Raw genomic sequence first — 21,469 nt, forward strand, 5'->3', positions numbered from 1 at the left:
AAACCGACAGGCCCACCACCACTTGTCCGCTGGCGTGTGCAGTCCATGAAGACTATGGACCTATGGACCCGAATGCCTTGCTCAAGAGCCGCCTCATCGGCCAGATTTTCCAACAGCACTACAGCTGGTTGTGCGCACGCTTGTCGTACCGCACCGGTTGCAGCCACAGCGCCGAGGACATCGCCGCCGAGACCTTTCTCAAGGTGTGGATGCTGCCCGATCCCACGGCCATTCGCGAACCGCGCGCGCTGCTCACCACCATCGCCCAGCGCCTGATGTATGAGGGCTGGCGCCGTCGCGATCTGGAAAAAGCCTACCTGCAAATCCTCGCCGAAGTGCCTGAACACGTGCACCCGTCGCCCCAGGAACAGTTGATCCTGATCGAAAGCCTGCTGGCCATCGACCGGCTGCTGGATGGCCTTTCAGGGCAAGCCAAGGCGGTGTTCGTGCACAGCCAGTTGGACGGCATGACCTACGCGCAGATCAGTGAACGGCTCGGCCTGTCGCTGGGGCGCATCCACCAATTGATGACCCAGGCCCTGCGCGCCTGTTACCTAGGGTTGAACGAGTGAGCAAACGAGCGTTGAACGACCCGGTGGCCGAGGAGGCCATTGGTTGGCTGGTGCAGATCCAGTCCGGAGATTTCAGTGTCGAACAGCAAGCGGCGCTGGAGGTGTGGCGTGGCACTTCGGCCCATCATCGTCAGGTCTACGCGCAACTGATCGCAGGGCTGGATCAACTCAAGGCTTCGCCGTGGCGCGGACGCTCCAGCTCGCAACTGTTGCGCAGCCTGGAACAGCCCAACAGTCGCCGCGCGTTCCTGCGCACCAGCTTGTGTGCGCTGGGGCTGGCGGCGGGTGTGGGTTGGGTCACGCGCTTTGAACCGGGCGGGCAGTCATACGCCACCGGCACGGGCGAGCGACGTACCTGGCAGTTGCCCGACGGTTCGACGCTCAAACTCAATGCCCGCAGCCAGGTGATCGCGACGCTCGCCAACGGGCAGCCCAGCCTGGAGCTGCGTGCAGGCGAGATATTAGTGAATGCCTCGCGCCCGTTGCAGGTCAGTAGCCGTGCCGGACGTATCACTGGCGCCAGCGGTCGCTTGATGCTGAGCGAGCAGGGTGCGGCCTTGCGTCTGGTCACCCTCGATAGCGATGTGGTGTTGCATCTCGAAGGCGGTACGCAGCAGCGCGTGGCGATGCATCAGAGCACGGTGTTTGATCATCAGCGGATTCTCACTCAGGTGCCGATGGCGACCAGTGAGACCGCTTGGTTGGAGGGTTGGTTGGTGGTGCGTAATCAGACATTGGCGAGCGTGGTGGATGCGATTCGGCCCTACCGCAATGGCATCGTACGGCTGGACTCGGCAGTGGCGGGGTTGCGGGTGACAGGGCGGTTTCCGTTGGATGATGCGCAGCAGACGTTGGAGGCGCTGGAACAGAGTTTGCCGATCAGGGTCAGGCAGTGGGGGGGAATGGTTGTGTTGATTGGGGGGAGGGTGTAGGCGGGTTGGGTACATATCCGTTGCTGCGGTAACGGCGGCCTAGGGCTCCGCCCTTACAGTGGGTCAGTCACTGTTGCATTGACTGACCCACTGCTATCACCAGTAAGCGCGTCAGAACTTGCCATCCACGCCGATGCGGAAGGTGTCGTTTCGTTCGTCGCTACCCAGAGCGGTCTTGTAGGAGACGCCCATTTGCCAGGATCGGCCCAGGTTGAAGTCCAGCCCGAGGTCCAGATTGGCGAAGTTGCCACGCCAGATTTTCAATAGGCTGCGGTATAAATCGCCAACGCGTCCTCCTCAAGCACGGGCCGTGGATTGTTCACCAGCAGTCGCTGTTGTTGCATCGCACTGCGGGCCAGCTCCGGCAGGCTTTCCAAAGTGACTCCGGCGTCTCTCAAGCGCAAAGGCAGCCCGACCGCTTCGTGAATCCTGCGCAATTCTTCAATCAGTTGTGCGGCGCCATCTCCTGGCAGCAGACGCTCACCCAGTACGCACGGCGCCAGTTCGGCGTAGAGCGCATGGGCGTGGGACAGATTGAAGGTCAGCACCGGGTTGAGAACCAGTGCGTTGGACAGCCCGTGGGGCAGGTGGAATGTGATGCCCAGCGGGTAAGCCAATGCATGCACCGCCGCGACCGGCGCGTTGGCGAAAGCCTGGCCGGCCAGGCAAGCGCCCAGCAGCATGGCCTGGCGCGCTTCAAGGTCCTGCGGCGCGCGCACGGCTTGCTCAAGGTTGGCGCTGAGCAGGCGCAGGGCTTCACGGGCCAGCAGGTCCGAGATCGGGTTTTTACGCAACTTGCTGGTGTAGGCCTCGATGGCGTGCACCATCGCGTCGATGCCGGTGGCAGCGGTGACCGGGTCGGGCAGGCCGACGGTCAGTTGTGCGTCAAGGATCGCCAGGTCCGGCAGCAGTTGCTGGGACACCACGCCGGATTTACCAGTGGCGGTAGTGACGATGGAAATCGGCGTGACTTCAGAACCGGTCCCGGCCGTGGTCGGCACCTGGATCAACGGCAGACGCGCGCCGTTGGCCTGGTTGACGCCGTAGATGTCGCTCAAGGTCTGGCGTTGCTCGGGGTGTGCCAGGTAGGCGACCAGCTTGGCGGTGTCCATGGAGCTGCCGCCGCCGAAGCCGACGATCAGGTCGGCACCGATTGCACGTGCTTGTTCAGTGGCCGCCAGCACCAGCTCTTCGGCCGGGTCGGCGAGGACGTCGCTGTACACCTGCAGGTTGATCCCCGCAGCGGTGAAACCGGGCAAGACTGAATCCAGCAGGTTGTGGCGCAGGATGCCTGCGTCGGTGACCAGTAATACGTTACGTGCACCACGGGCGGCGCACTGTTCGGCCAATTGTGCGGCGGCGCCGCTGGCGCAGATCAGGTGCGCGGTGGTGCTGAAATTGAATGCTTTCATGAATAACCTCTGCTTATTCTGATTGAGGGGGCAGGCCGGCATCGATGATCGTCTGGGCCACCGCTTCCATGCTGGTGCGGCTGGCCATGGCATCGCGTTGCAGGCGCCGGTGAGCGTCGTTTTCGCCGATGCGATGGCGGGCCATGAGCAGGGCCTTCGCCATGGAGATCTTCGACACCGCCGGTTGACGGGTCTGTAATTTGCGCAGTTGCGCCAGCATGTCGATGCGCGCACGCCAGGCAGCGCGGGCCATCAGTAATTGGGTTAACAAGCCGAAGGGTCGCAGTGGGCGCTCGATCACGGCTGCCGGCTGGGTTTCCAGCACCAGTTGCAACATCGACGGGTTTTCATAGCCCACCACGGCAATGATCGGTGGCGCCTGTTCGCTCAAGCCTTCCACCAGCGCCTGGGTATTCAGGCGCTGGCTGAGTTCCACGGCGAGCAGCACCACATCGGTGTGCTCTGGCAAATGCGCAGGCACCGGCCAGCATTGCTCAACGATGCAGCCGATGCGCTGCAACTGGTCCAGCACCACGCGGGCCTCGGCATCTACCGGGTGAATCACCAGCACGCGCAGGCCCTTGAGTTCGCGCAACAGCGAAGGTGCCTGGGTCATCTCGCACTCCCACTGTTCATGGCTGCACATCCAGCTGGTAATCGACCATGTAAGGGCTGGGTTTCACCGGCTGCTCGCTCTGCACCACCAGCTCGAAACGGCGTTGGTGGTCGAGACGCGCAATACGAGGCCACAGCCAAGTGTGCTGGGTGTCCGGGTCGATCTGCACGCGGCCCTGGGGCGCGTCGAACTGCGCACCGGCCAAGGCCTTGCGCAGCGCTTCGATGGACGAACCCTCGGCACGCCGCGCTGCCTCGGCGAACAGATGCACCTGGAAGTACGCCGCCTCACCGCCCGCCGTCAGCGGCGCCGTGTCACCGAAGCGCGCTCGGTAACGTGCGACGAACGCCTGGCTGGCAGGCGTCGCCAGGGTGGAGAACCACGGCGCCGCCGACACATGCCCTTCGGCCTCTTCATCGCTCATGTGCAACACGTCGACCTCGTTGGTCGCGAGGCTGACGATGGGCATGCGCGCCGGGTCGAAACCGGCCTGTCGGTACGCGCGGTGCAGGGCCGGAATATCGCTGCCGACGATGGTCGAGTAGATCGCATCCGGTGCCGTGGCCCGCGCCCGTTGCATCACCCGTTCGAAGTCCTCGGCGGTGGCGTGGAACGGCAAGTAGATCTCGTCCACCACTTCGCCACCGGCCTGTTCGAACAGTTCGCGCATGATGCGGTTGGACTCGAACGGGTACACGTAGGAGCCACCGACAAACAGCACGCGGTTGCCGAAATGCGCCAGTACGTACTGCGCCAGTTGGACTGAGTTCTGGTTCGGTGCGGAGCCGGTGTAGTAACACCAGGGCGAGTATTCAAACCCTTCGTAGAGGGTCGGGTAGAACAGCAGTCGGCGGCGGCTCTCGACCACCGGCAACACCACTTTGCGGGTGCTCGACATGTGGGTGCCGAACAACACCTGCACCTGGTGCTCGTCACACAGGCGCAGGGCGCTGTCGCGGTAGTCCGACGGTTCCGCGCCGGGATGGCCGTCCACTGGCACCAGTGGTCGTCCGTGGATGCCGCCGGCGTCGTTGACCTCGGCGATCGCCAGGTGGGTGGCATTGGCCTGGGTGGTTTCCGAGGCAGCGGTAAGGCTGCTCTCGGAAAACAGCAGGCCGACTTTGTAGTCAGAGGCGCTCATGAAATCAGGCTTTCCCAGTCGATATGTTGTTCAAAGGCGTGCGCGACCTGGTACAGCGTGGCTTCGTCGTAGTCCCGCGCCACCAGCATCATGCCCACTGGCAGGCCACTGGCAAGCCCACACGGGAGTGACAGGGCAGGGTGGCCGGTAACGTCGAAGGGCGCGGTGTTCGCGTTCATTTCCAGGGCCCGTTGCACCCACTCGCTGGGTGAGGCGTCTGCTGTCGGCAATGTTGGCGCCTTGAGCGGTACGGTGGGCATCAGCAGCACATCGAAGTCCTGCAATTGCTGGTCGTAGGCCGCACGTAATTGCCGTGCAGCATTCTGAGCCTTGGCGTAGTACTGGCCGCCAAAACGGGTGTACGCGTATTCACCGGCCAGCAGGCAGGTTTTCAGGTCGTGCGGGAATTGCCCAGCCTGGGTCTGCCAGTCTTGCTGTGCGTTCATCAGGCTCTCTACGTACAGGCCTTTCCAATTCGAGCCGTAATTGTAGCCGCGCAGCAATTGGGTGGTGCCTTCCACCGCGATGGGTGTCCAGATGGCGTGGCCCAGGGCGTGCAGCGGTATCGAGATGCCCTCCACCCGTGCCCCGAGGTCTACGAACAACGCAGCGGCACGGCGCACCGCCGCGTCCACATCGGCCTCGGAGTTGGCATGCCCGAAGCCCTCGCGCACCACACCGATCCGCAGGCCCTTGCAGCCTTTGCCGAGGGCCTGTGTATAAGCTTCGGTCGGCACGACGCGGTCCTGCCTGGGGTCGAGGCCATCGGCGCCGGCCAGCACTTCCAAGAGCAGCGCGTTGTCGGCGAGGTTGGCACTCATGATGCCGGCGTGGTCCAGGGTCATCTCGATGGGCATGATCCCGGTGTAGGGGATCAACCCATGGGTCGGCTTCATGCCGTAGATACCGGAGTAGGCCGCCGGAATGCGGACCGAACCGCCCTGGTCAGTGCCGATGCCCAGATCCACTTCGCCGGCCGCGATCAGCGCCGCGCAGCCCGACGACGAACCGCCGGTGGAATGCCCCGGATTACGCGGGTTGTGCACTGCGCCGGTGGCGTTGGTATGGCTGCTGCCCGACACACAAAAGAACTCGCAATGGGCCTTGCCCAGAATCTGTCCGGCAGCGTCCAACACACGTGTCGCGACAGTGGCGTCAATGTCCGGCACGTAGCCCTGCAGGGTCGATGCACCGTTCATCATCGGCACGCCGGCCAGGCAGATATTATCCTTGAGCGCCACGCGCTTGCCGGCCAACTTGCCCGTTGGTGCCCCCTGAATCTCGGTGCGTACGTACCAGGCGTTGTAAGGGTTGTGCTGCGGCACCTGGCCAGGGCCGCGAGGGTAACGGGGGGGCAATGGCGGGTTGGCGATGCCATCCAGGCGGTCGTAGTCCTGCCACACGGCGTCGAGAATGTTCGCGTATTCGTGCAGCAGCGGCTCGGCCATTTGCAGGCCAAGGCTGTGGCCGACTTCGGTGAGATCGGCCAGGGTAGGGCGTTGAATAGACATGGCAGGTTCCTTATGCATGAAAGCCCATGAAGCGCTCAGCGATGGCTTCGGCGCTGGTGTGAGCCGGGTCGACCTCGTCCACCAGTTGGCCGTTCTCGATGATCAGAATGCGGTCGGACAGGGCACTGAGAAATTCGATGTCCTGTTCCACCAGGATCACCGCCAGATTCTGTTCCACACGCAGGCGCTGCAGGGTTTCAATGATTTCGTCGCAGATCGATGGCTGGATGCCCTCGGTGGGCTCGTCCAGCAGGATGATTTTCGGGTTGCCGCACAGGCAGCGTGCGAGGGCCAGCAGTTGTTGCTCTCCGCCGGACAGCGCGCCACCGGGCTGGTCGAGCAAGCGGTGCAGGCGCGGGAAGTACGCGAGGATGCGTTCGATGGTGGCGTCGGCTGCGGCGAAGTCCTTCACGCAGCCCATGCGCAGGTTTTCCCGCACGCTCAGGTACGGGAATATCTGCCGGCCCTGGGGCACATAGCCGATGCCGGCGCGGGCGCGTTGGTGGGCGGCGGCTTTGCTTAAGTCTTCTCCGGCAAAATGCAGGCTGCCGGCCATGGCGGGGATTTCGCCCATTAAGGCGCGCAACAGGGTGGTCTTGCCCATGCCATTGCGACCCAGTACACCGACGCAGGTGTTGGCGGCACAGCTCAAGCGGATGTCACGCAACACGGGAATACGCCCATAACCGGCGGATAGACCGATGACTTCAAGCATGTTTGATCTCCTGCTTGCCCAAGTACGCTTCGCGCACGGCCGGGTCCTGGGTCACTTCGGCAAAGCTGCCTTGGGCGAGGATTGCGCCTTGGTTGAACACGGTGACGGTGCCTGCGATCAGGCGGATGAACTCCATGTCGTGCTCGACCACCACCACGGTGCTGTGGGCGTTGATTTCTTTGATCAGCGCGGCGGTCTTGCGCACTTCCTGGTACGTCATGCCGGCGGCGGGTTCGTCCAGTAATACCAACTCCGGGCGCGAGGCGAGGATCATGCCCAACTCCACCCATTGGCGTTGGCCGTGGGCCAGGTCGCCCACCAGGCGTGCGCGCAAGTCGACCAGGCCGATGCGTTCCAGGGTCTGCTCGGCAGTGGCGCGGGCTTCGTTTGGCGCTTGTCGGCGACTGGCGGCCAAGCGCAGGTTTTCCAACACATCCAGGCCGTCGAAGACGCTGGGGGCCTGGGTTTTGATGCCGATGCCGAGCCGGGCGACATGGTGCGGCGCCAGCCCTGAAATGCGCTGGCCCTTGAAGTGGCATACGCCGCGCGTGGGTTTGAGTTGGCCGCTGAGCATCTTGAAGAAGGTGCTTTTGCCGGCGCCATTGGGGCCGATCAGGCAACGCAGCTCGCCGCTGTCGAGGGTGAAATCCACGGCTTTGACCGCGTGAACGCCGCCGAAGCTGACGCCCAGGCCTTGGGTTTGCAACAGGCTCATAGTGCGCGCTCCTGTGCAGGTGTCGGTTGCGGGCGACGTTGGAAAACACGCGCTGCCCAACCGGTCAAGGTCGGCAGCAAGCCACGGGGCAGCAACATGACGAACACCAGCAGAATCAGGCCGAGCACAAAGCCGCTGTCCACATGCTGCTGTTCACCGAGGCGCGCCATCAGCGCCTGTATGCCGATGCACGCCACGATCGGCCCGAACAAGGTGCCACGGCCACCGACGATGACCCAGATGATGATCTGCGCCGATTGCGCCAATCCGAACACACCTGGGCTGACAAACGCGCCCCAGTTGGCGAACAGGCAACCCGCGAGCCCGGCGATGCCGCCACCCAGGCTGAACACGATCAACTTGTGCAGGCGCGTGTCATAGCCCAGCAAACCGGCGCGCTGTTCGTTCTCACGAATGGCCACCACCACTTTGCCGAAGCGGCTGGCGAGCAGGCCGCGCAGCCCCAGGTAACAGAGGATCAGCGCGGCGCCGATTACCTGGAACAGGGTTTCCGGTTCGAGCACACGTTCAGGGTTGAACGGCATGTTGAGGGTGGGAATCGCTGGAATGCCGTTGAAACCGCCGAGCAGTGCGCTGCCGATGTGGTATTCGGAGCCCGAGGTGGAGTTCATCACGTTGAACAGAATCAGCGTGACCGCCAGCGTAATCACCCCCAGGTACACGTCGCTGATGCCGCCGTAGAACATGAAGTAACCCATGGCGGCGGCGACCAGGGCGGGCACTGCGATGGCCAGCAGCACCGGCCAGGTGCTGTCGCCGATGTTCAGCACACCGATGGCATAGGCATAGGCGCCCAGGCCAAAAAACGCCGCCTGGCCAAAACACAGGATGCCGCCGAAGCCCCAGATAAACGCCAGGCTCAGGGCCAGCAGCGCCATCACCAAGTAGATGGTCAAGGACAGCAGGGTAAACAGATCCAGCCACTGTGGCAGGACCGCCACCAGCAGCGCAGCCACGACGCAGCCGAGCACCGGTAATAGGGTGCGGGTATCAACAGGCATCAGAACGCCCTCCGAAAGAATCGACCGGTAATGCCCTGGGGCAGTACGCGAATCAGCACAATGGCCGCCAGCAGCAACGCCACTTCACCAAACACCGGAGTGCTGAAGAACGTCACCACCTGGCTGATCACGCCGAAGCCACCGGCGGCGGTGAGGGTGCCGGTGATCACTGCACTGCCGCCGCCGATCACGGTGATGAAAGCCTTGGCGATGTAGCTGGCGCCGAGGGTTGGAATCACCCCGGTAAGCGGCGCCAGCACGGCACCGCCCAAGCCCGCGAGCGCCGCGCCCAGGCCAAAGGTCAGGCTGTAGATCCGTCCGGGATTGGCCCCGAGTGCAGCGGCCATCTTGGCGTTTTGCATGGTGGCGCGGGCGCACAGGCCGAAGTGGGTAAACCGCAGCAGCGCCCACATGCCCAGCAGCACGGCGACCGCCACGGCGATCACAAACAGGCCGTAGCCGCTGGTTTGATAAGCGCCCACGGTGATGCCCGGCAAGGGCGAGCTGATGCCCACCGTCGTGTTGCCGAACAGCATGGTGGCAGCGCCGGTCAGTGCCAGGCTCAGGCCCCAAGTGGCGAGCATGGTGTCGATCATGCGGCCATACAGGTGTCGCACCAGCAGGCGTTCCACCAGCATGCCGAACAGGCCCACGCTCAAGGGCGCCAGCACCAGGATCGAAATCCAGATCGGTACGTGCAGGTTGTGGGTGGCGAGCACGGCGACGTAACCGCCGAGCATCATGAATTCACCGTGGGCGAGGTTGATGATTTTCATCATTCCGAACACCACCGCCAGGCCAATGCTCAGCAGCACCAGCGTGGCGATGGCGCCCACGATTTGCAGGGAAAAAATGGCAGCCCAATCCATGTCGGCCTCCTTACAGCGCGATGCTGTATTGTTTGGCGTCGCGCGGGTTCTTCACCAGGTCGCACACGGCGGCGGTGTCGGACGGCGCTTGCTGGGCAAAGCTTTCGACCACCTCCAGGCGGCGGTCGCGGACTTCGGCGATGTGCACGTCGAGCACACAGTGGTGGGTCGCCGGGTCGATGCTGACCTTGCCGCTGGGCAGGTCCAGGCTGATGCCTTTTTCCAGGGCCTGGGTCACGGCCATGCGCTCCACCGTACCTGCCTGGCGCACGCCTTCGGCCCACAGCATCATGCCCTGGTAAGCGCCCATGGCCAGTTCGGTGATGTACGGATAGTCCGCGCCGAAGCGCTTATGGAAGCGCTCGACGAACGCCTGGTTCTGCGACGTGGCCAGTTCCTGCACATAGTTCTGGCAGATCAGGATGCCGTTGCATTCTTCCGGCGACAGCACGATGTGCTCGTTACCGCCGGCGAAGGTGGTGGAGGCAATCGGCAGCTTGCCGGTCATGCCTGCGGCTTTCCACTGGCGATAGAACGACATGTGCGCGCCGCCCACCAGCGCCGACCAGACGAAGTCCGGCTTGGCTTCCTGGATCTTCGAGATCGTCGCGCCGAAGTTGGTCACGTCCAGTGGGAAGAACTCGATGCCGACGCTTTCGCCGCCCGCTTGCTCGACGTACTTCTTGACCCAGGCGGTGACGATCTGCCCGTAGTTGTAGTCCGCCGCGACGATGTAGACCTTCTTGCCCCACTTCTTGGTGACATGGGACACCAGCTTCTCCACGGTCTGGCCGGGTGTGACACCGGTGCCAAAGAAGTTGCGGTCACACACGCCGCCTTCGTATTGGTTGTTGTAGAAATACAGGGTCTTGTAGCGGTCCAGCACCGGACGCACCACTTCCCGCGACGCCGACGTGATACCGGCGTGCACCACCGCCGCGCGATCCTTGAGCGCGGCCTGTTGGGCGTATTGCGCGTAAAGCTGCATGTTCGACTGAGTGTCGTACTTGATCAGGTTGAGCGGGCGGCCGAGCAAGCCGCCGGCGCTGTTGAGTTCTTCGACAGCGAAGGTCAGTGCATCGACGATGGGTTTGCCGTAGATGTCGAGGCCGCCGGAGTTGTCATACAGCGAGGCGATATTGATCGCGTCGTCGGCAGCAAACGCCGAGAAACTCTTGAGGCTCAACGTGGACACTGCAGCCGCGGAAATCGCAGATGCACGCAGGAAAGCACGACGATTCATAGCCATTCGGAAGACTCCTGAAACCCGGACTCCCTATCCACTGCGGCCCGAAGCACGCCAGGAAAAGCGCCGGGCATGACGGTTTGCAATGAAGGAAAGAAGGTCTGGGAAGAAATGCAGGCGGGGAAGGAGGGCCTGATTTCACATACCGACGGCGCTGTCGGCTGGATATGTGATTCGCTTCACTTGGAGACACCAGCCGCATCGTTGAGGCTGGGTCGCCCACCCTGAGAGGATGGGGGAAACGAGTGCCGCATGGCGCGGCGATAGCTTAAAAGCAAGCTTCAGGCCATAAACGCTATGTTTATGATTTTAAAGGAAACCAGTGTGTATGACGACGCTGGTCACGCTCCGAAAAATGTCACCTGGGTAGAAACGACGCACCGTGTGCGTGCGTTTGGAACAGGTGCGCGGTTGCTTTACGCCGTGTAAACGGCGCCTCAAGAGCCAAGCCCACGCTTGCATGATGCAAATACGGTCAGTGTTCAATCTGTCGTCGCGTGAGCACGGGAGAACGGCGAGGCGATATTCTCAGGCTACGGCTTCAGTTTTAACGGGTGAACGCTTCATGCGTTTTGCATAAAAAACTTTGATCGTTTTTGAAAGGGTTTTTTCAATCAGGAAGTATGAAGCGATGGACAGCGAAATTAAAAAGATGACAAAGACTGAAAAATTAATCGTACTGGATTCAAAAAGAAACTGAGTCGGCAGCATTTGGAAAGCAAGGTGAGCCGGCGCTTGCAGTATGTAAAGCGAATAGCTGGATTCTCCGAGTATGACAAGCACGGGTATGAAGGGGGCTTTTTTTAGTAAGTTGTTTGCTATGGCGCAAAAGTAAATCGCTGGGGCAAACAGGATAGCTGTGAAACTACTTCCGTACGCTAAGTGCGCGCCGATGGCGTCATCTATTCTTGGGCCGTAATCAATTATCTTGCCGATAATGGCGAACAACACGATGCTGAGAACGAGCGCAGTCTTCTCCCCGACGACGTTGCGCAATACGCCTGCTTTGAATATGAGCCCGGCAGTGAACCCAAGGACAAAGCTGCACAGGTGTGACGGTGGAAAATAATTGATCAGCGAGTGCAGGCGCGGACTGGTATTGCCATAGGGGTCTGTACGGCTGTAGTAGCTGAGCACGAGTTGGCTGAAAACCCAAAGGAGTAGCGAAGACGCCAGCCACACCTTGAGGCGTACGTGTTTTTTTATATTGCTGACAAAAATCAGCAAGGGGCAAATCAAATAGAAAAACATCTCAACTGAAACAGACCAGCCAGGGTAATTTAAAGTCGTTGCGTATTTTGGGAACCACGCTTGAATAAGGGCGGCGGATATAAAAAATTTGCCGTTTAGTGAGCTGCTTGTTATTGCCATGTAAGCCAGTAGCGCTATTAGATAAATGGGCAATATCCTGGCGGCTCTGTTTACATGGAATTGTGAGGTTGGAATGTTCTTTTTTGTATTCGATAGGGCGAGCACAAAGCCTGACAGTACGAAAAAGAAAGTGACCATGATCGGCCCGCAATTCAGTATCGTTGGCAAGCTTGCGTAAATTTGCGTTTCTTTTCCGTAATGGAAAAGAACCACTACGATGGCTGCAACAAAGCGCAGAAATGTTAAAGACTCTAGCCGCTCTACGGGCAATTTTGCATTTCCCAAGGACTCATCAATTGTGTTGCAGGCATGCATTTTTTGTTCGGGCACGATTCCTTTGCCTCTTGAGATGTCGCGTGAATAGTTGGCTTTTATCTAGCGGGCACGAGAAAACCGGTACCACGCCGACTATTAGCCGGTGATGGCTGCTGGGTTCTCCCTGATAGGTGGGCGCGCAGACGGGTGACCAAAGCCACATTTCGACAATTCGCGTTGTAGGAAGGTTCGTTGCGGGTAGTCAGATTGTTGTGCGCGTACGGCAGTCGCGGTTTGGAGGCCGAGCTTGAGCCCGAAGAGGATCTGGCGCCTTTCTAACGGGCAAAAAAAAGCCCGCTTGTGGGCGGGCCTAAAGGGAATTCTTCAAAGGAGTAGGGTGATTTAGCACCCTGTCCTGTAAATGCAAGGTGAAAAGGATGTCGCAAAAGCAGAAAGCAACGCACGTAGCCAGCTCTATGTAATACCTGGGGAAGTTGTAATCGTCAGGATTCCCGACTCAATAGATGGCGCTCCGAAGGGCAGATACAAGAAGCTCAGCGCGAAGATCGTCCAGCAAACGCCAACGATCAGTGCGAACGGACCCACTACTTTCAGTCGAATCTTCCCGTGACTGAGCCAAAACCTCGCGATTAATGGCTTATGGCCGCCATTGGTCGGCAATAACGAGATCACGCCGAACGCGCCCGGCAACCTAATACATACTGACTCATCTCACCATTAGGGGCCCTCGATGAGAGAGGCACAGCGAAGACTAGCCATGACAGCCTGGCGCGACCTGTTTACACAGGCCGTAAGTCAAACGGACGCAGAGGTTAAGTATTTTGGATTGTTGCGGCGGGCTGACGCCATGGAGCTTGCCGAACTCATCACCAGCGATGAGTGGAGAAAGCTGGTGCAGCAGGCGGGAGCAATGCTTTCCAGCACCGCAGAGTGTATGGGCGGACCTGGCTAGGGCAGAGACTTGGTTGCTTCGGTTTCTTCGTCTATCGCCATGCTGGTGGTGGCGGGATCCCCTCGCAGGTACGGAGTCGCCACAGAAGTTTTGCAAGGGTTAAGTAGCACGGCACATATTTTTTACTGAGTTTCCCTATCTGAGCCCAGCGCGATTGCTGGGCTTTTTTGCTATGCAGTCATGAGAACAGCGAAGTAGTCGGTGAAGTATGCCGATTTGATTTGCGTCGGCGGAACGCCAGGGAAGGGAGTTGCGAAGCAGTGTCAAAAATTGCGGAGCGCAAAAGATAAGGGCCTGCATGACGTTAATCATGCAAGCCCTTGATATCTATGGTGCCCGAACCCGGAATCGAACCGGGACGCCCTTACGAGCGGGGGATTTTAAGTCCCATGCGTCTACCAGTTTCGCCATTCGGGCGGTAGCGCGGTGTAGCAGGGTTGGGAATATATAGATCAAGGCGCGTATGCGCAAGGCCGTAACGCACCTTTGTTGGGCATCGAGCAAGATGAAAAAGCTCGAAAGATCAGTGGGCTACAGGGGTTTTAAAAGAGAGTCCAGTAGGTTTCTGCTACCCGAACACAAGAATCACAGACGGGCATCATGAATCTTCAGCAGAAAGGCAGAGCGATCGCAAACAAGCCCCGGTTTAGCCGGGGCTTGCGTGTGCAGGCCTAAACGAAAGGCTGGCCGCTGAACCCTCTGGGCAAACGCTGCAACCCTGGCAGGTCGGTGAGACGTTGGGTCCAGGCGCTGCGCCAGTCAGTGGCGGTGGGGGACTTGGCTTTGCGCGAAGCACGCCGAGCGGCATTGCGTTGGGTGCGGCGGGCTTCCTTGTAGGCCTCAGTGTTGCGGCAGGTACGGCACTTGACCCGGTTCAGCTCAGCGCTGGAGGGGAGGTTGGTACCGTGGTGGCCGCAAGCCAGATGCCCGGCGACCTTGAAGTGAATGACCATGTAAGCGTCTCCTTCTTATGGGGTGCACCCATCGGTAAACCCACGACGGGTGCGAAGAGGGCGGGCGCAGAAAGATCCCGGCACCTGTCATTACGACCTCACAGTTGCCTAGGCGTTCGTTTATGGCTCTAGCCTGCTCAGCAGCGCGCTGCCGTCAGTCGATCAGTGCCAGCAGGTCCGTGTCGCCGACATCCACTCCGGCCTGGGTCAGCAAGGTGGTCGCCTGGCCCCGGTGGTGGGTCTGATGATTGAAAAAGTGCAATAGCAGGCTGGAAAAGGGCTTGTCGGCGGCGGCGCCACGCATGTTGTGGTAATGCAAGCGCAGGTCGAGATCAGGCTCGCGCAGGGTCTTGGTCCAATCGATGATCAGTTGGTCCAGCCAGGTACGACGGGCAGCCAGCGCGCTAAGGTCGGCAAAGGCCAGATGCTTGAGGTCGACGGGCATGGCAATGGCTTCCAGTGGGGCCAGCGCTGTAAAGCCTGACGGGTGCTGGGCGAAGCGTTTGAGCCAGACCGTGTCTCCCTGCGCCAGGTGGTTGAGTGTGCCGAGTATCGAGCCGAAAAAAGCATGACGGTCCGTGCGTAATTGCGCATCCGAAAGCCTGGCGGCGGCGTCATAGACTTTGCGATTCATCCACTGGTTGTAGGTCGCCATCAGCGCAATCTGCTCGATTCGGTTCACGGGTTTCCCTGCTTGAATACGCGCCCGCTCGGCGGTCATGGAGTTTCGGCAGCGGCGGACTATGGTTGTTGAACGCCAATTCTACGCGCGCAAGGGTGACACCATGAACACAAGTGACCTACTCGAACAACTGCTGCGCGCCGGGCAGTCCGGCGGTGGCGCTGCGGGCGGCGGCCTGGGCGGGCTGCTCGGCGGTTTGCTCAAGGGTACCAGCACCGGCAATGCTTCGGCCGGTGGCGGTCTGGGTGGATTGTTAGGCGGCCTCGGCGGCATGCTCGGTGGCGGGGCGGCGACACGTTCTGCACAGGGGCGCTCCGGCGGGATGAATTACGCGGCGTTGGCGTCGTTGGGGATGATGGCGTTCAAGGCGTATCAGGCATGGCAGAGTCAGCAGGCCTCCAAACCGCAGTCGTCCTTTCAGACAGTCGACCAGCTGGGTGGCCTCGAAGCCGAGGCCCACAGCCATGCAGTGTTGCGTGCCTTGATTGCCGCGGCGAAGGCCGACGGTCGGATCGATGACGCAGAGCAGCAAATGATCTCCACTGAACTGGGCAAGCACACCGACGACCCGCAACTGCAGCAGTGGCTCGACGCCGAAGTCGCCAAGCCCTTGGATGCTGCGGATTTTGCCGAATTCGCACATGACCCGGCGATAGCGGCCGAGGTGTACCTGGCCAGTGTGATGCTGGTGGATGATCAGCAGGACGCAGAGCGCAATTATCTGGATGAGCTGGCGGCTACGCTGAGCATTGATCCTCAAATGCAGCTGCAACTTGAGCAGCAGCTTAAAAGCCCAGCGTAGGCAGCGCCTGCCGCATTGGCCTTCGACACGACGGCGATAAGCAAAACAACGCTCAGGGCCAGGCCGATAAAGATCAGATTGCGCCGCAGCGCACGGCGTTTGGCCGGCGGCAACAGCAGCAGGCTGTGGCGCACATCGCGGCGGTGACGCGCGCGGTATTTGGCAAACCCGTCAGGGCGCTTTGGGGTGTGTGGGTTGTGCATGACGCACCTCGCTTGGGTTCAGTTTTCTACGGTAAGCACCGAAATGCCGCTGGCTCGGGCCTGGCAGACCAGCTCCGATGTGTCCTCACCGCCCGGCAAGGCGATGACCACGTCGGGGTGGCTGTCGGTCAGCATGAAGTGGTTGCGTTGGCGTTCTGCCTGCTTGCCGTGGCGTTGCCAATTGGGTGGGTAACGCACCACGTCGATACCGATTTCACGGGCCCATTCTTCGATATCGCTGCCGAGAAACTGGTTGCCGCCGTGGATCAGTACTTGCACCGGGCGCAGGCGATGGTAGGCGTCCAGCACCTGGCGAGACTTTTTGGTGTCGGCGTAATGACGACCTGCACAGATCAAGATGCGCATAGTCCGATTCCTTGTAAGACACGGTGGCGGCCCAGCGGCCGCCACCGTTTAAACGGCAGGGGTGATCAGTACCACTGCTTGAAGCGGCGGATGTAGATCGTTTTCATCAGTTGGGCCACGCAGCAGTAGCTGAGCAAGGTGCCCACCAGCCATGGGAAGTAAGCCAGTGGCAGTGGCTGCAAGCCCACCAGGGTGCCCAGGGGCGAGAACGGCACGTAGATCCCCAGTACGATCACCAAGCAGGTCATCATCAGCACCGGCCATGCGGCCGTGCTCTGGAAGAAGGGGATCTTGCGGGTGCGCAGCATATGCACCACCAGGGTTTGCGACAGCAGTCCTTCGATAAACCAGCCGGACTGGAACAGCGTCTGCATCTCGACGCTGTTGGCGGCAAACACGTACCACATCAGCGCAAAGGTAGTGATGTCGAAAATCGACGAGGTCGGCCCGATCCACAGCATGAAACGGCCGATGTTTTTCGCGTCCCACTTGCGTGGCTTGGCCAGGTATTCCTTGTCCATCTTGTCCCACGGCAACGCCAGCTGGGAGATGTCATACATCAGGTTTTGCAGCAGCAAGTGGATCGCCAGCATCGGCATGAACGGGATAAACGCACTGGCCACCAGCACTGAGAACACGTTGCCGAAATTGGAGCTGGCGGTCATGTTCAGGTACTTCATGATATTGCCGAAGGTTTCGCGGCCCTTGAGCACGCCTTCCTCCAGCACCATCAGGCTTTTTTCCAGCAGGATGATGTCCGCCGACTCCTTGGCGATGTCGGTGCCACTGTCCACCGAGATGCCCACGTCGGCATCGCGCAGCGCAGGGGCATCGTTGATGCCGTCCCCGAGGAAGCCCACCGTATGGCCGTTGGCTTGCAGGGCCTTGAGCACACGGGATTTCTGCAACGGCGTGAGTTTGGCGAATACCGTGCGTTCCTCTACTCGGCGCGCCAGGGTGACGTCGTCCATCAATTCGATTTCAACGCCCAGCAGCGGTTGGCCGGGCTCAAGGCCGACCTGACGGCAGATCTTGCTGGTGACGACCGCGTTGTCGCCGGTCAGCACTTTGACCGCCACGCCGATCTGTTGCAGTGCGGCAATCGCAGGGCCGGCGGTTTCCTTCGGTGGATCGAGGAAGGTCAGAAAACCGTGGATCACCAGGTTGCGCTCATCGACGGTGGTGTACTGCTGGCGTGCCAACGCCTTGGGGATCGTGCGAGTCGCCACCACCAGCACGCGAAAGCCGTCTTCGTTGTAATCGTTGGCAATTGACAGCAGTTGCTCGCGACGGCGCTCATCCAACGGCACCGCGGCGCCAGCGTCCATTACATGGGTGGAAATACCCAGCATCTCTTCCACGGCGCCTTTGCACACCAGCAGATGGTCGCCGGCCGCGTCCCTGACCACGATGGACAGGCGGCGGCGTACAAAGTCGAAGGGCAACTCATCGACCTTGCTGTAGGCAAACGGCACTTGGAATGTCGGGTTCTGTTGCGAAAACTGCACCACCGCCTGGTCCATCAGGTTCTTCATGCCGCTCTGGTGGTAGCTGTTGAGCCAGGCCAGGGACAGCACGGCATCATCACGCTGGCCAAAGGCGTTGACGTGATGTTCGAGGATGATTCTGTCCTGGGTCAGGGTGCCGGTCTTGTCGGTGCACAACACGTCCATGGAGCCGAAGTTTTGGATCGCGTTGAGGCGCTTGACCACCACTTTGCGCTTGGCCATGGCCGTGGCGCCCTTGGCCAGGTTGGCGCTGACGATCATCGGCAGCATTTCCGGGGTGAGGCCCACGGCAACCGCCAGCGCAAACAGGAAGGCATCGCCCCAGTCACCCTTGGAGAAACCGTTGAGGAAGAACACGATGGGCACCATCACCAGCATGAAGCGGATCAGCAGCCAACTGACACTGTTGACCCCACGGTCGAACGCGGTCTGCACTCGCGAGCCGACAATCGCCTTGGCCAGGGAGCCAAAGTAGGTGCGCGGTCCAGTGGCCACCACCACGGCCGTGGCCCGGCCGCTGACCACGTTGGTGCCCATAAAGCAGATATTGGGCAGGTCCAGCAGGTTGCCTTGGTCGGCGATCACCGGTCCGGCGGTTTTTTGCGTAACGTCGCCCAGGGTGTCGTACTTCTCCACCGGCAAGGCTTCGCCGGTGAGCACGGCCTGGCTGATAAACAGGTCTCGGGATTCGATCAGGCGGATGTCGGCGGGGATCATGTCCCCGGCCGACAGTTGCACGATATCGCCCGCCACCAGCTCGCGCATCGGTACTTCGCGCAGGGTCGGTTGGCTGCCCACTTGCTCACGGCGCAGTACGGTGGCGGTGGTGCGCACCATGGCTTTCAAGGCCTCGGCGGATTTTGCCGAGCGGTGCTCCTGCCAGAAGCGCAATAGGCTGCTGAGCAGGACCATGGTCATGATGATGATGACTTTGGTCGGGTCAGCGTCTTCGCCTTCCTGCATCGGCAGCCAGCAATCGGTAAAGAAGCTGATGGCGCCCAGGGTCAGCAGCACGTAGATGAACGGGTTGTTCAGTGCGTGCAGGAACTGGATGAGGGCGTGCGGCGGCTTGTCATGGGCGACTTCGTTAGCGCCTTCCCGTTGCAGACGTGCAGAGGCGTCCAATTCGGTCAGGCCATCCTGGGTGGCGCGTACGTTGGCCAGGGTGGCTTGCAGGCCGTTTTGGGCTTCGCGGGCGGCACGCATCGACAGTTTGGTGCCTTCGCAGGTGCTCTTTTTCTTGCTCAGTGGCGTGTTTTTTACGGCGCTCATTGTTTGTACTCCTGTCGCCAATTCTCGACAAAACATACCCGGTACTTACCTGAATACAGGCGAGCAAAAGCATGCCGAGCCGCGGACTTCGCGATCGGTTTTATTAAAGTGTTCACATAACTTCTATAAGGCCCGCCAACAGCGCGTTAGTTAACTAACGTGCAGCGGGCTACGACTGGATGCGTTCATAAAGAACTCCAGGGAATTAATAAGAAAGTTGCTGTTTTCAGCCAGGTCAGGCGGCGCGAGCGCTCACATACAGACCGAGCATCAAGCCAGCGTGAGCCAGGCTGGAAACCTTCGGTCTCTGCGGGTCTTGAGGGTCGGCATGTTCCCAGTGCTGCATCAATTGGCCGCTTTGCGGGCAGATACGCCAGTGCGCCAGCGGTCGGGCTGGATGCACTTGAGGGGAGGGTGCAACAAAGGTCGACCGGGCAGGGCAAAAGCCTGCGGGTGCTCGGCCTGGCTTGGCGCGCAGGGCTGCGGCCAGCGTGCGTACATCGGGTAAAACAAGGAGTTGGAAGGTCATAACACACCTCGGGACCGGACGGGCATCCGGTGAGGCAGTTACGGTGGAGCATCAAGCTCTAGCGCAGCTTACCGGACCGGGGAGACGAGTCCTGTCATATTCTGGGTTTGGCGCCCGACGCCCGCAAATGCGGTGCTCGGACAGCGACTAGATACTGTGTCCATTGGCTTCTTTTGTGAGGTTTAAAAAAGGCCCCAGTTGCGGGCAGGGGCAATCTACTCAGACAGTTACAAAATGTCAACGCATGATTAATTAAACTGACCAGTGTTCAGACTTCATTCAGACAAAACGCGTTGGAAGTTGTTGGCTATATAACTTCATATACCGTGCGCGGCGAGAATCGCCAGATATATCAATACCAGCCCGCAGGCGCCATAACTGATGCGTTGCCACAGGGGCGAAGCGTTTTTGCGTAACAGGTTAACCAGCGCCGCGATCAGAAAGCAGGACAACACCGATGCCAGCATGAAGCCTGCAAAAAACATCAAGGTTTGCCCATGGCTGGGCGTGGCGCCGACAATGCCAGACAAGGCACTGCCCAATGCCCCCCAGTAAACAATGTTCTTCGGATTGGCCAACGAGATCGCCGCGCCCACCGCCAAGGCATTCTGCCCGGAGCTGGCCGGTGCGCTGCCGGCTTCAGGCAACCGCCAAGCGTCGATCAGGCTACGCACGCCGAGCCACGCCAGGTACAGCGCGCAGACAATGGTCAGCGGCACACGCACGGCGTCGTGCTGGATCAGCAGGGCAATGCCGGTCAGGCCGATCACGGCCCAGACGGCGTCACCGACCAGTGAGCCGATCTGCACCATCAGCGCGGGAGTAAAGCCATGGAGCAAGCCGCGCCGTAAGGTCTCCGCCAGCACGGCGCCAGGGGAGAGGCAAAACACAAAACCGAATACCAGCGCGTAGAAAAAGATCGTCAACATGCCCGCGTTCCTTCAATTGATGGGGGCAGTGTGAGACGCAGGTTGGAGGGTGTCTTGAACCAGATTGCGCAGTTCAACGTTTCACGACGCTCTGGTAACGACCCGGGGTCATGCCGTAAGCCGCGCGAAAATGCCGATTGAGGTGGCTCTGGTCGGCAAACCCGAGGTCATGGGCGACGTCCGAGGCTGGCGCGCCCATGCGCAACAAACCCTTGGCGCGACGGGTGCGCAGTTGCATGGCCCACTGTCGAGGACTTAGCCCGGTGGCTTTCTGAAAGGCGCGCAGCAGGTGGAACTTGGACAGCCCCAACTCATCGCCGAGGTGGTCCAACGGCAGCGATTGATGCAGGTGCGCCGCCAGCAACTCCTGGGCGCGGCTGACCATGGGGTTAGCCGTGGCAGGGGTGCTGGGCAGACGCACGCCGCTGATCGCGACCACCTCTCCCAGCAGCGACACCAAGGCGTCTTCGTTCAGCTCGCGAACCAAGGCGTCGACGCTCAATGCGCCTTTCACCGCCGCCGCCAGGCGTTGCGCGAGCAGCGGTTGAAAACATAACGGGCGATCAAACTCCAGGTGCGCCAAGCCCAAGTCCGCGGCCAATTGATCCGCCGTGACGTAGAGGCTGACGAACTGCCAGGGCGCGCCATCCGCCGCACCGCCGCCTTGAATCTGCCCTGGGTTGTACAGCGTAATGCTGCCCGGCCCCGCGTCGAATTCCCTGCGGTCCAGCCAGACTTTCTCCTCGCCCACCAGGTTCACGCCGATCACACACTCGTCGTGGCTATGGCGAGCGAACGTCAAGCCGGTGCAAACCGTGCTGCTGACTTCGTAGTTGCCAAGCCAGGCGTGTTGCAGGGCTTTCATCGGCATTCTC

At 60.6% G+C, this 21,469-nt stretch carries 21 protein-coding genes, 1 tRNA gene and 1 pseudogene; 3 read left to right on the forward strand and 20 right to left on the reverse strand.

The features are described from left to right. Positions 1 to 62 precede the first annotated feature (62 nt). Complete coding sequence (locus ACVWXD_RS09040) at positions 63 to 572, forward strand: sigma-70 family RNA polymerase sigma factor (protein ID WP_032885202.1); 510 nt, start codon at positions 63 to 65, stop codon at positions 570 to 572. Then, complete coding sequence (locus tag ACVWXD_RS09045; RefSeq protein ID WP_181643494.1) at positions 569 to 1,504, forward strand: FecR family protein; 936 nt, start codon at positions 569 to 571, stop codon at positions 1,502 to 1,504. Before ACVWXD_RS09040 ends, ACVWXD_RS09045 begins: the two co-directional genes overlap by 4 nt. Before the next feature lie 111 nt (positions 1,505 to 1,615). On the opposite strand, the gene ACVWXD_RS09050 is transcribed toward ACVWXD_RS09045, so the two are convergent. The 14 genes from ACVWXD_RS09050 to ACVWXD_RS09115 all read right to left on the reverse strand — a co-directional run bounded on the left by ACVWXD_RS09050 (position 1,616) and on the right by ACVWXD_RS09115 (position 14,985). Then, positions 1,616 to 1,768 (reverse strand): hypothetical protein, encoded by a 153-nt coding sequence (locus ACVWXD_RS09050; protein ID WP_155989950.1) that lies wholly within the window; start codon positions 1,766 to 1,768, stop codon positions 1,616 to 1,618. Continuing rightward, the gene (locus tag ACVWXD_RS09055) at positions 1,765 to 2,916 is read right to left on the reverse strand and encodes an iron-containing alcohol dehydrogenase (protein ID WP_457370882.1); all 1,152 of its coding nucleotides are present in this window, start codon (positions 2,914 to 2,916) and stop codon (positions 1,765 to 1,767) included. The genes ACVWXD_RS09050 and ACVWXD_RS09055 overlap by 4 nt, the downstream gene beginning before the upstream one ends. Positions 2,917 to 2,929: 13 nt before the next feature. Beyond that, complete coding sequence (locus ACVWXD_RS09060; RefSeq protein WP_095184698.1) at positions 2,930 to 3,532, reverse strand: ANTAR domain-containing response regulator; 603 nt, start codon at positions 3,530 to 3,532, stop codon at positions 2,930 to 2,932. Positions 3,533 to 3,548: 16 nt separating this feature from the next. After that, on the reverse strand, positions 3,549 to 4,673 hold the full coding sequence (locus ACVWXD_RS09065) for a transporter substrate-binding domain-containing protein (RefSeq protein ID WP_032885738.1): 1,125 nt from the start codon (positions 4,671 to 4,673) through the stop codon (positions 3,549 to 3,551). After that, positions 4,670 to 6,184, reverse strand: coding sequence for an amidase (locus ACVWXD_RS09070; protein ID WP_181643491.1), 1,515 nt, complete (start codon positions 6,182 to 6,184; stop codon positions 4,670 to 4,672). The genes ACVWXD_RS09065 and ACVWXD_RS09070 overlap by 4 nt, the downstream gene beginning before the upstream one ends. A 10-nt stretch (positions 6,185 to 6,194) precedes the next feature. Beyond that, positions 6,195 to 6,899 (reverse strand): ABC transporter ATP-binding protein, encoded by a 705-nt coding sequence (locus tag ACVWXD_RS09075; RefSeq protein ID WP_095184701.1) that lies wholly within the window; start codon positions 6,897 to 6,899, stop codon positions 6,195 to 6,197. Then, the gene (locus ACVWXD_RS09080) at positions 6,892 to 7,614 is read right to left on the reverse strand and encodes an ATP-binding cassette domain-containing protein (protein ID WP_099602533.1); all 723 of its coding nucleotides are present in this window, start codon (positions 7,612 to 7,614) and stop codon (positions 6,892 to 6,894) included. Before ACVWXD_RS09080 ends, ACVWXD_RS09075 begins: the two co-directional genes overlap by 8 nt. Beyond that, positions 7,611 to 8,636: an ABC transporter permease subunit gene (locus ACVWXD_RS09085; protein ID WP_122680950.1), complete on the reverse strand. Its 1,026-nt coding sequence runs from the start codon at positions 8,634 to 8,636 to the stop codon at positions 7,611 to 7,613. The genes ACVWXD_RS09080 and ACVWXD_RS09085 overlap by 4 nt, the downstream gene beginning before the upstream one ends. Beyond that, complete coding sequence (locus ACVWXD_RS09090) at positions 8,636 to 9,505, reverse strand: ABC transporter permease subunit (RefSeq protein ID WP_032885732.1); 870 nt, start codon at positions 9,503 to 9,505, stop codon at positions 8,636 to 8,638. The genes ACVWXD_RS09085 and ACVWXD_RS09090 overlap by 1 nt, the downstream gene beginning before the upstream one ends. A 10-nt stretch (positions 9,506 to 9,515) precedes the next feature. After that, positions 9,516 to 10,754, reverse strand: a complete 1,239-nt coding sequence (locus tag ACVWXD_RS09095) for an urea ABC transporter substrate-binding protein (RefSeq protein ID WP_099602532.1) — start codon at positions 10,752 to 10,754, stop codon at positions 9,516 to 9,518. A gap of 525 nt (positions 10,755 to 11,279) precedes the next feature. Continuing rightward, entirely contained in the window at positions 11,280 to 12,452 is a 1,173-nt protein-coding gene (locus tag ACVWXD_RS09100) for an acyltransferase family protein (protein WP_457370883.1), read from the reverse strand. 1,228 nt (positions 12,453 to 13,680) lie between these two features. After that, a tRNA-Leu gene (locus tag ACVWXD_RS09105) sits at positions 13,681 to 13,767 on the reverse strand. Between the two features lie 254 nt (positions 13,768 to 14,021). After that, complete coding sequence (locus ACVWXD_RS09110; RefSeq protein ID WP_032885726.1) at positions 14,022 to 14,303, reverse strand: hypothetical protein; 282 nt, start codon at positions 14,301 to 14,303, stop codon at positions 14,022 to 14,024. Positions 14,304 to 14,457: 154 nt separating this feature from the next. Next, positions 14,458 to 14,985, reverse strand: coding sequence for a DinB family protein (locus tag ACVWXD_RS09115; RefSeq protein WP_457370884.1), 528 nt, complete (start codon positions 14,983 to 14,985; stop codon positions 14,458 to 14,460). Between the two features lie 103 nt (positions 14,986 to 15,088). Between ACVWXD_RS09115 and ACVWXD_RS09120 the strand changes: the two genes are divergently transcribed. Then, positions 15,089 to 15,787, forward strand: coding sequence for a tellurite resistance TerB family protein (locus ACVWXD_RS09120; protein ID WP_181643488.1), 699 nt, complete (start codon positions 15,089 to 15,091; stop codon positions 15,785 to 15,787). Here ACVWXD_RS09120 and ACVWXD_RS09125 read toward each other — a convergent pair. From ACVWXD_RS09125 to ACVWXD_RS09150, 6 genes and pseudogenes are all read right to left on the reverse strand, one after another. Beyond that, positions 15,751 to 15,990 (reverse strand): annotated as a pseudogene (locus tag ACVWXD_RS09125) (hypothetical protein); the annotation flags it as partial. The gene ACVWXD_RS09120 and the pseudogene ACVWXD_RS09125 sit on opposite strands and share 37 nt — an antisense overlap. Before the next feature lie 18 nt (positions 15,991 to 16,008). Beyond that, positions 16,009 to 16,356: a DUF2493 domain-containing protein gene (locus ACVWXD_RS09130; RefSeq protein ID WP_095184707.1), complete on the reverse strand. Its 348-nt coding sequence runs from the start codon at positions 16,354 to 16,356 to the stop codon at positions 16,009 to 16,011. 65 nt (positions 16,357 to 16,421) lie between these two features. Beyond that, on the reverse strand, positions 16,422 to 19,136 hold the full coding sequence (mgtA, locus tag ACVWXD_RS09135; RefSeq protein ID WP_181643487.1) for a magnesium-translocating P-type ATPase: 2,715 nt from the start codon (positions 19,134 to 19,136) through the stop codon (positions 16,422 to 16,424). Positions 19,137 to 19,371: 235 nt separating this feature from the next. Continuing rightward, a complete protein-coding gene (locus ACVWXD_RS09140) occupies positions 19,372 to 19,665 on the reverse strand; it encodes a hypothetical protein (RefSeq protein WP_081797647.1) in 294 nt (97 codons plus the stop codon). Between the two features lie 317 nt (positions 19,666 to 19,982). Next, entirely contained in the window at positions 19,983 to 20,594 is a 612-nt protein-coding gene (locus tag ACVWXD_RS09145) for a LysE family transporter (protein WP_181643486.1), read from the reverse strand. A 73-nt stretch (positions 20,595 to 20,667) separates the two neighbouring features. Beyond that, positions 20,668 to 21,459 carry an AraC family transcriptional regulator gene (locus ACVWXD_RS09150; RefSeq protein ID WP_181643485.1) on the reverse strand — a complete coding sequence of 264 codons (792 nt, stop codon included), beginning with the start codon at positions 21,457 to 21,459 and terminating at the stop codon, positions 20,668 to 20,670. Positions 21,460 to 21,469 lie beyond the last annotated feature (10 nt).

The organism is Pseudomonas sp. TE3911 (genome assembly GCF_054062775.1).